Annotated in this window: 8 protein-coding genes; 5 read left to right on the top strand and 3 right to left on the bottom strand. The window is 72.9% G+C overall.

Annotated elements, in window-relative coordinates:
- Positions 1-79 precede the first annotated feature (79 nt).
- On the bottom strand, positions 80-721 hold the full coding sequence (locus AB0K28_RS22915) for a hypothetical protein (RefSeq protein ID WP_364373288.1): 642 nt from the start codon (positions 719-721) through the stop codon (positions 80-82).
- 164 nt (positions 722-885) lie between these two features.
- On the opposite strand from AB0K28_RS22915, the gene AB0K28_RS22910 reads away from it, so the two are divergent.
- The 4 genes from AB0K28_RS22910 (at position 886) to AB0K28_RS22895 (ending at position 5,218) form a co-directional block, all read left to right on the top strand.
- Positions 886-1,443, top strand: coding sequence for a hypothetical protein (locus AB0K28_RS22910; protein WP_364373285.1), 558 nt, complete (start codon positions 886-888; stop codon positions 1,441-1,443).
- Between the two features lie 58 nt (positions 1,444-1,501).
- Positions 1,502-1,987 (top strand): MarR family transcriptional regulator, encoded by a 486-nt coding sequence (locus AB0K28_RS22905; protein WP_364373282.1) that lies wholly within the window; start codon positions 1,502-1,504, stop codon positions 1,985-1,987.
- 88 nt (positions 1,988-2,075) lie between these two features.
- Positions 2,076-2,975, top strand: a complete 900-nt coding sequence (locus tag AB0K28_RS22900) for an LLM class flavin-dependent oxidoreductase (RefSeq protein WP_364373279.1) — start codon at positions 2,076-2,078, stop codon at positions 2,973-2,975.
- On the top strand, positions 2,972-5,218 hold the full coding sequence (locus AB0K28_RS22895; protein ID WP_364373276.1) for an LLM class flavin-dependent oxidoreductase: 2,247 nt from the start codon (positions 2,972-2,974) through the stop codon (positions 5,216-5,218). The genes AB0K28_RS22900 and AB0K28_RS22895 overlap by 4 nt, the downstream gene beginning before the upstream one ends.
- A gap of 7 nt (positions 5,219-5,225) precedes the next feature.
- Here the strand turns inward: AB0K28_RS22895 and AB0K28_RS22890 are convergent, their stop codons facing one another.
- Entirely contained in the window at positions 5,226-5,999 is a 774-nt protein-coding gene (locus AB0K28_RS22890) for an aminoglycoside 3'-phosphotransferase (protein ID WP_364373273.1), read from the bottom strand.
- 152 nt (positions 6,000-6,151) lie between these two features.
- Here AB0K28_RS22890 and AB0K28_RS22885 point away from each other — a divergent pair, with 152 nt between their 5' ends.
- On the top strand, positions 6,152-7,441 hold the full coding sequence (locus AB0K28_RS22885; protein ID WP_364373270.1) for a cytochrome P450: 1,290 nt from the start codon (positions 6,152-6,154) through the stop codon (positions 7,439-7,441).
- Here the strand turns inward: AB0K28_RS22885 and AB0K28_RS22880 are convergent.
- On the bottom strand, positions 7,438-8,295 hold the full coding sequence (locus AB0K28_RS22880) for an AraC family transcriptional regulator (RefSeq protein WP_364373267.1): 858 nt from the start codon (positions 8,293-8,295) through the stop codon (positions 7,438-7,440). The genes AB0K28_RS22885 and AB0K28_RS22880 overlap by 4 nt on opposite strands.
- Positions 8,296-8,318: the final 23 nt, after the last annotated feature.

The raw sequence follows: 8,318 nt of genomic DNA, 5'->3' as shown, positions 1-8,318 counted from the left end.
GGCGTCAACGGTCGGCGCGGGGCCGGCGCGGGGCCGGCGAGCGGCGGCGGTGTCGGCCGTCGGCGTGGTCGGTCGGTCGTCAGACGAGGCCCACCATGAACCCTTCGTCCTTGACGCCCCAGTAGGCGGCCGGGCGGTACTGGCGCATGGCCTGCTCGATGACCGGGATGTACTTGGGGTTCGAGCCGAGCGGCAGCCGGTAGCCGTTCTTGACGGTGTGGAACTCCCACAGGTGCTCCATCTCCGGGTGCCGCTGCCGGAAGCCGGGGTCGGCGGGGAACAGGTCGAGCCTGACCATCGTCTTGCGGAAGATGTAGTCGGCGAGCTTGACGCGGCGCTGCTGCGTACGCGAGATGCCCACCCCCGCCAGCTCCTGCCACGCCGCCGCCCAGGGCCGTCCCTGGGGGTCGTCCCAGCGCACGCCGTGGGCGTCGAAGACCAGCTGGCGCGGGCGGGTCAGCTTCTTCCAGGTGAAGACCGGGAGCAGGCCGATGAGCAGGAAGATCGCCCCCACGATGCCGACGGCCACGGCGGCGCCCGAGCCGCCCGTGGTCTGCCCGGTCAGCGCCGAGACCACGGCGAGGAGCCCGATCCCGCCCGCGACCGACGCGCCGATCACCGACTTGGTCTTGGTGTCGCGGGCCACGTCGATGATCACGGGAGGCGGCGGGGCGGATGGTCCTGGCGGGGGATAGGGCGGGTTGTGGGGGCCGTACGTCATGACATGTCACGTTAACGGGCGTGAGCAGGGGAGACGTCATGCTTCAGGGTTTCGCGAAGCGTGTCCGGGCCGCCGTACGACATCACCCGGACGGGGGAGGCGAAGAGGCCGGTCCTCCGCGAAAGTCGTGACCGCACTTCACGCCGATCTCGTCAGGAGACGATATGCGTACGTACGCACGCGCCGCCGCAGCCCTCGCCCTCACCGCCACCCTCACGACCGGCCTCGCCCCCGCCGCGAGCGCCGCCCAGGACGGCACGATCACCACCGCCTCCATCAAGGGCTGGGCGCGGATGCACTTCCCTGCTCCGGGCAACGACGTACAGGTCACGGTGGACGCGCACGGTGAGTACACCGAGCGCAGCCCCGTCTTCCCCACGCGCGCGTGGGGCACGTTCCGCATCTATCACGCGGTCGAGGAGCCGGGGAAACCTCGGATGGTGAACTGGGGCGAGCTCCAGGTCGACTGCCTGACCACCGGCGGCCCCGTCGCGACCGTCACCGGGATCCTGGTGAAGGCCGCTCCCGGCGGGCCGTGGGAGGACATGGTGGCGCGGAAGGTGCGCCTGGGCGTGAGCTTCTACGTCACCGCCAAGGGCACCGGCCGCATCGGGCTGTCGGGGGCGACCGCGCCCGGGGAGCCGCTGCTGACCAAGTGCATGGCTCCCGCCCCAGACGCGCCGGTGATCAAGGGTGGGTACGTGCTCAAGGACAAGCGGTGACGTGTTGTGTGACAGAACGTCTGCGGTGCCGAAAGTCGGTGGTCGGTAGTATCTCGGTATGAGTGATGAGCCCGTGACCGACCACAACCTCGGCTGGACGCTCGGCGTGCTGCTGCGCGCCTACCAGAGCACGGTCGTCACGGTGATCGGCGACCTGCCCCACGGCCCGCGCGGCTACCAGACGCTCGCCGCCGTGGTGAGCGGCCGGCATCCGACCCAGCTCTCCCTGGCGTCCTTCCTCGGCATCGACCGCACGGTGCTGACGTACCTCGTGGACGACCTGGTCGAGGCGGGGCTGGTGGAGCGCAGGCTCAACCCGTCCGACCGGCGGCAGCGCCGCATCGTGGCCACCGGCAAAGGCGTGAGCGTCTACGAGGACCTCGAACGCCGCGTGGGCGACGCCGAGGACCGCCTGCTCGGCGCGCTGTCGGCGGACGAGCGCGAGGCGTTCATGAGCATGTTGCGGCGGGTGGCGTGTGACGCGAGCGACATCGAGCCGGCGAGGGACCCGTGCGAGGCGGCCGAGGAGATGCTGGCCGACTGACGCGGGAATGTGCCCGACTGATCCGTGGTTGTGCAACTCGTCTGGCGCGTAGATAGTCTTCGCGACAACATATCTTGAGGAGGGCACCATGCCTGACTACGGCCACGAGCTCACGTTCGGCACCTTCATCACCCCCGCGAACTCCGCGCCGAAGGAGGTCGTCGGCCTGGCACAGGAGTCCGAGGCCGCGGGGCTCGACCTGGTCACCTTCCAGGACCACCCCTACCAATCGGGCTTCCTCGACACCTGGACGCTGCTGTCCTACGTCGCCGCCAAGACCGAACGCGTCCACCTGTCCGGCAACGTCATCAATCTGCCGCTGCGCCCGCCCGCCGTGCTCGCCCGGGCGGCGGCCAGCCTCGACCTGCTCAGTCATGGACGGTTCGAGCTGGGGCTGGGAGCAGGTGGGTTCTGGGACGCGATCGAGGCCATGGGCGGGCGCCGGCTCAGCCCTGGCCAGGCCGTGGACGCGCTCGGCGAGGCGATCGACGTCATCCGCGGGCTGTGGGAGGCGGACAACCGGTCGCTGTTCCGGGTGGACGGGACGTACTACCAGGTAGACGGGGCCAAGCGGGGGCCTGCTCCGGCGCACGACATCGGCATCTGGCTGGGGGCGTACAAGCCGAAGATGCTCCGCCTCACCGGCGCCAAGGCCGACGGGTGGCTGCCCTCGCTGCCGTACATCAAGAGCCTGGACGAGGTCACCCGCTCCAACGCGATCATCGACGAGGCCGCTGAGGCCGCCGGGCGGGAGCCCGCGGCGGTGCGGCGGCTGCTCAACATCGGCGGCCGGTTCGACTCCACCCGCGGTGACCGCCTCCTCGCCGGGCCGCCCGAGCAGTGGGCCGAGCAACTGGCCGCGCTCACCCTCGAATACGGCTTCTCCGGCTACATCGTGATGGCCGACGACGCCGGCACGATCAGGACGTTCGGCGAAGAGGTCGCGCCCGCCACCCGCGCGCTCGTGGCGCAGGAGCGCGCCCGATGACCACCCGGTACGCCCACCCCCTCCGCCTCGGCCTCCTCCTCACCGGCACCACTCCCGGCACGGCGGCCGACCTGGCCCGGCTGGCCGAGGAACTGGGCTACGACCTGATCACCTTCCAGAACGAGCCTGCGACCTCCGGCGATGGGGACGAGGCGGCGGGTCTGGACGCGTGGACGTTGATGAGCTGGGTGGCAGGTCGGACGGACCGCATCACGCTCGCCGCGATCACCGCGCCCGCTGCGAAGCCCGCCACGTCGCAGGACACAGCGCCCGCCGCCGTGCCGGCCGGCGCGGCCGGCACAGTGCCCACCGTGACCGCGCGGGCCGCCGCGAGCCTTGATCTGCTCACGGGCGGGCGGGTCGAGCTGGGGCTGCTCGCCGGCGCCGACACCGGGGAGGCGGCCGACATCGTCCGCGGCATCTGGTCGGCCGCCGAGCGCTCGCCCTTCCGTCATGACGGCGAGCACCACCGGGTGCCGGGCGCGGAACGCGGCCCCGCCCCCGCCCACGACATCCCGCTCTGGATCGCCGGCGAGCCCGGCCACGAAGTGCTCCGCCTCGCCGCCCACAAGGCCGACGCCTGGCTCTTCACCGCGTCCGGCCAGGACGCCGACGCGGCGCCCCCAGCAGGAGGCGCGGGTGGCCGGCTGGTCAGCGCGGTCACTGCGGCGAACGCCGTCATCGACGAGGCGGCCGAGGCGGCGGGGCGCGATCCACGCGAGATCCGCCGGATGGTCCAGGTCACCGGCGAGGCGACGGCGGCCGGACTACTGCCCCTCATCGAGGACGCCGGAGTCGGCACCATCCTGCTGGCCACCGACGACCCCGACACGATCAGACGGTTCGCCGAGGAGGCCGCCCCGGCCCTGCGGGCGGCGGCGCAGGAGACGGCGACGCAGGTCAAGAGCCTGTTCGTGCGCAAGCATCGCCACGCCGGCATCGACTACGACGCCGTCCCCGCGAGCCTGGCCGCCTCGGCCGTGGAGCCGGGCGACCCCGGCTACGCCCGCGTGCGCTCGACGTACCTCAGAGGCGGATCCCCCGGGCTGGTCCTGCGCCCAGGCACGCCGGACGAGGTGAGCGAGGCCGTGCGGTACGCCCGCACGCAGCCGGTGAAGCTGTCGATCCGCAGCGGCGGCCACGGCATCAGCGGCCGCTCGACCAACCACGGTGGCATCGTCATCGACCTGTCCCGCCTGCACGCCATCGACGTCCTCGACAAGGGCACCCGGCGGGTCCGCATCGAGCCGGGCGCGCGCTGGAGCGACGTGGCCGCCGCGCTCGCCCCGCACGGCTGGGCGCTCAGCTCGGGCGACTACGGCGGCGTCGGGGTGGGCGGGCTGGCGACGTCCGGCGGTATCGGGTGGTTCGTCCGCGAGCACGGCCTGACCATCGACCACCTCAGAGCCGTGGAGATGGTGCTGGCCGACGGCACGCGCGTGCGGGCCGACGAGGAGGAGAACACCGAGCTGTTCTGGGGCGTGCGCGGCGCGGGCGCGAACTTCGGCATCGTCACGGCGTTCGAGTTCGAGGTGGACGAGGTGGGCGACGTCGGGTTCGCGCAGTTCGTCGTGGACGCCACCGACACGGCGGGCCTGCTGGAACGCTGGGGCGCCGCCATGGAGGCCGCGCCGCGCGACCTGACCAGCGCCCTCATCATCGGCCGCGCCCGGCCGGGGCAGCCGCTCATGGGCCAGATCATGGCCGTGGTCGACTCGGACGACGCCGAGACGATCGTCGCCAGGCTGCAGCCCATCGCCGCCGCCGCGCCGCTGCTCGACTACTCCATCCAGGTGCTGCCGTACGACGCGGTCATGCACGTGCCGCCCGCCGCGCACGAGGGTCAGGGCGAGCCGGTGACCAGGTCGGGGCTGGCCGACCACCTCACGCCCGAGCTGGCCGCGGCGGCGCAGCGGCTGGTGGCGAGCGGCCAGACGTACTTCTTCCACGTCAGGGGCATCGGCGGCGCCTCGCGTGACGTGCCGTGGGACGCCACCGCGTACGCGGGCCGCTCGGCCAGCTTCCAGCTCGTCGCGTTCGGCCACAGCCGGCGCGGCCTGGACGCCGCCTGGGACGCCATGCTCGGCCACTTCTCCGGCCTCTACATCAACTTCGAGACCGACCAGCGCCCCGAACGCCTGCTCCAGGCCTACCCCGAGCCCACCCTGCGGCGGCTGCGGGAGCTGAAGCGCCGCTACGACCCGGGCAACGTCTTCCGCGACAACTTCGCCATCGAGCCATGAGCGGGGCTCACGCGAGGTCCCACAGCAGCCGGTAGTAGGCGAGACGTACGGGGTCGGGCTCGATCCCGTACCCCTCGTACAGGCCGGCGTCGTGGCCGGGCCCGAAGTCGTGGTCGAGGCTCCACGCCGCCACCGCGAGGTCGGCCCACCGGTCGGCCACGCCGAGCGAGCCGAGATCGACGTGCGCGGCGAACGCGCCGTCGTCGTGCAGCAGCGTGTTGGGGACGCACGCGTCGCCGTGGCAGACGACCGGCCGGTCGAGCGGCGGCGGGTGTTCGATGATCGCGCGGGCCTCGTCGAGGCCGAGGTGGCGGTGCTCGGGCGACCAGTCGTCCGGTCCCTCCCCGTCGGCGAACCGCTCCCGGGCGCGCCGCAGCCGTCGTTCGACACTCCAGTCGTACGGGCACGCGCTCGTGGGCAGCGTGTCGTGCAGCAGCCGCAGCCCGCGCCCGATCGCCCGCGCCGCCACCTCGGGCTCGCCCCGCCACCGCTCGTTCACGGCCGAGGTGCCGGGCACGGCGGCCGTCACCAGCCACTCCTCGCCAGGGCTGGTGCCGTGCTCCAGCACCGGTGGCACGGCGACCCAGCGGGACGCCCACGCCAGCCGCTCGGCCTCGGCCATCAGGTCGATCTCCGGCGTGCCCGCGGCGACCCACTTCGCGTAGCGCACCACGGCGCCGTCGAGCCGGTACGTCAGCCCGCCCAACTCGTTGCGCCACACCAGCGTGACGGTGTCGTCGCCGGCCAGCTCGGCGATCACGGCGGGGACCTCGGTGCTCACAAGCACGTGATCATGGCAGCGGCGAGCCGGCCGATGCCACCGGTTTTCGCGATTCGTGCACGCCGTGCATACATGCGCGTCGTGTAAGTTTTGCGCTGAAGGACGTGCCGAACGCTGACGGGCCAGCCCGAGCCCGGGAACAGGATGCGCCGATGAGCAACGACAGCCTCACCGAGGAGACCCCCGCCGCCAACCCCACCGCGATGCGCAGGATCCTGCCCGCCGGGATGGTGGAGCGCGGCGGGTGCCCCTTCGACCCGCCCCCCGGGCTGGTCGAGCGGCGCGGCAAGGGCGCCGTCCAGCCGCTGCCGCTGCTCAACGGGGCCGAGGCGTGGCTGGTGACGGGGTTCGACGAGGCCCGTACGGTGCTCGCCGACCCGCGCTTCAGCGCCGACAGGATGCGGCACCGCGAGGCCACGTCCCTGCAGCCGCACGAGGTCGAGGCGCTCAAGGCCGGCACCCTGCCGCAGGGCCCGGCCATCGAGACCCGCGAGGACGGCTTCTTCGTCTTCATGGACCCGCCCGAGCACACCAGGATCCGCAGGCTGCTGACCGGCCAGTTCACCGTGCGGCGCATGAAGGCCCTGGAGTCGCGCGTCACGGACATCGCCGTCGAGCACATCGAGGCCATGAAGGCGGCCGGCGACCACGCCGACCTGGTGTCGGCGTTCGCGCTGCCGCTGCCCTCGCTGGTCATCTGCGAGCTGCTCGGCGTCGACTACGCCGACCGGGCCGAGTTCCAGGAACGCACGGCCATCTCGCTCAACTCCAACACCCCGCCCGAGGAGCGGGCCAAGGCCGGGGCCGAGCTGTACGCGTTCATGCAGGGCCTGGTCGCGGCCAAGCGCGCCGAGCCGGGCGACGACCTGCTGTCGGGGCTCATCCACGAGGCCGAGCCACCGCTGACCGACGGCCGGCTCGTGGACATCGCGCTCGTCCTGCTCGGCGCCGGTCACGAGACGACCGCGAACATGCTGGGGCTCGGCACGTTCGCGCTGCTGGAGAACCCCGGCCAGCTCGACGCGCTGCGCGCGGACCCGTCGCTGATCGACAACGCGGTCGAGGAGCTGCTGCGCTACCTCAGCATCATCCAACTCGGCGTCAGCCGCGTCACCACCGAGCCGGTGACCCTCGGCGGCGTGGACATCCCCGCGGGCGCCACCGTCGTCGTCGCCACGCCCGAGGTCAACCGCGACCCGCAGCACTGGCCCGACCCCGACCGCCTCGACGTGCTCCGCCCGCGCACCTCCCACCTGGCCTTCGGGCACGGCGTCCACCAGTGCCTGGGACAGCAGCTCGCCCGGGTCGAGATGCAGATCGGGCTGCGCGAGCTGATCACCCGCCTGCCGGGCCTGCGCCTGGCGGTGCCCGCCGACCAGGTGCCGTTGCGCAACGAGATGCTCATCTTCGGCGTGCACTCACTGCCGGTCGCCTGGTCCTAGATCCCTTGCGCGGCCTGCCTGCGATACCTGCCGGGCGACACCCCGAACTCCCGCTTGAACGCCTTGGCGAACGCGAACTCCGAGGAGTAGCCGCCACGTTCGGCGACGACCCGCAGCGGGAGGTCGCTCGTGGCCAGCAGGCGGCCGGCGACCGTCATGCGCCACCAGGTGAGGTAGGCCAGCGGCGGCCGGCCCACGACCGTCGTGAAGCGGCGCGCGAAGGCCGCGCGTGACAGGCCGGCCCGCGCGCCGAGCTCCTCCACCGTCCAGGAGCGGGCGGGATCGCCGTGGAGGGCGTGCAGGGCGTCGGAGATCGCCGGGTCGGTCAGCGCGGCGCCCCACCCGGTGGCCGCCTGCCCGGCGTGCTCGTGCAGCCAGGCGCGCAGGACGTAGAGCAGCAGCGCGTCGAGCAGCGCCGGCACCAGCGCGTCGGAGCCAGGGCCAGGGCGCTCCAGCTCGGCGCCCAGCAGGTCCACGGCGGAGCGGAGCGCCGGATTCGTGCCGATCCTGGCCGGCAGGTGGACGACGTCGGGGAGCCCGGTGAGCAGCGGGTGCGCCCGCGCCCGGTTGAGCCGGTAGGCGCCGCACAGCATGAGCGTGGCCGGGCCCGTGCCCTGCGGGGGCTCCTCGCTCAGCGTCCACGTGCCGTCCTGGTCCTGGACGACGTCGATCAGCGGCGTCGCGGGATCGTCCGCGATCGCGTGCCCGCGTCCGTGCGGGAGGAACACCACGTCGCCGGGGCCGAGCGGGATCTGCTCCCCATCGGGCGGCAGGAGCCGGCAGGAGCCTTGCAGGATGACGTGGCAACCGGCCCCGTCGGAGGGGGCGAACCGCATGCCCCAGGGCGCGGACATGAGCGTGCGCGAGGAGTGGGGGA

The organism is Nonomuraea sp. NPDC049504 (assembly GCF_040676845.1).
GTDB classification, from domain to species: Bacteria; Actinomycetota; Actinomycetes; order Streptosporangiales; family Streptosporangiaceae; genus Nonomuraea; species Nonomuraea salmonea.
This window is presented reverse-complemented; position numbering and strand designations above follow the sequence as displayed.

Excerpts from the sequence above, each read along its gene's own strand:
- AB0K28_RS22895 (WP_364373276.1), top strand. The coding sequence starts at position 2,972 with ATGACCACCCGGTACGCCCACCCCCTCCGCCTCGGCCTCCTCCTCACC.
- AB0K28_RS22905 (WP_364373282.1), top strand. The coding sequence starts at position 1,502 with ATGAGTGATGAGCCCGTGACCGACCACAACCTCGGCTGGACGCTCGGC.
- AB0K28_RS22900 (WP_364373279.1), top strand. The coding sequence starts at position 2,076 with ATGCCTGACTACGGCCACGAGCTCACGTTCGGCACCTTCATCACCCCC.
- AB0K28_RS22915 (WP_364373288.1), bottom strand. The coding sequence starts at position 721 with ATGACGTACGGCCCCCACAACCCGCCCTATCCCCCGCCAGGACCATCC.
- AB0K28_RS22885 (WP_364373270.1), top strand. The coding sequence starts at position 6,152 with ATGAGCAACGACAGCCTCACCGAGGAGACCCCCGCCGCCAACCCCACC.
- AB0K28_RS22880 (WP_364373267.1), bottom strand. The coding sequence starts at position 8,295 with ATGTCCGCGCCCTGGGGCATGCGGTTCGCCCCCTCCGACGGGGCCGGT.
- AB0K28_RS22910 (WP_364373285.1), top strand. The coding sequence starts at position 886 with ATGCGTACGTACGCACGCGCCGCCGCAGCCCTCGCCCTCACCGCCACC.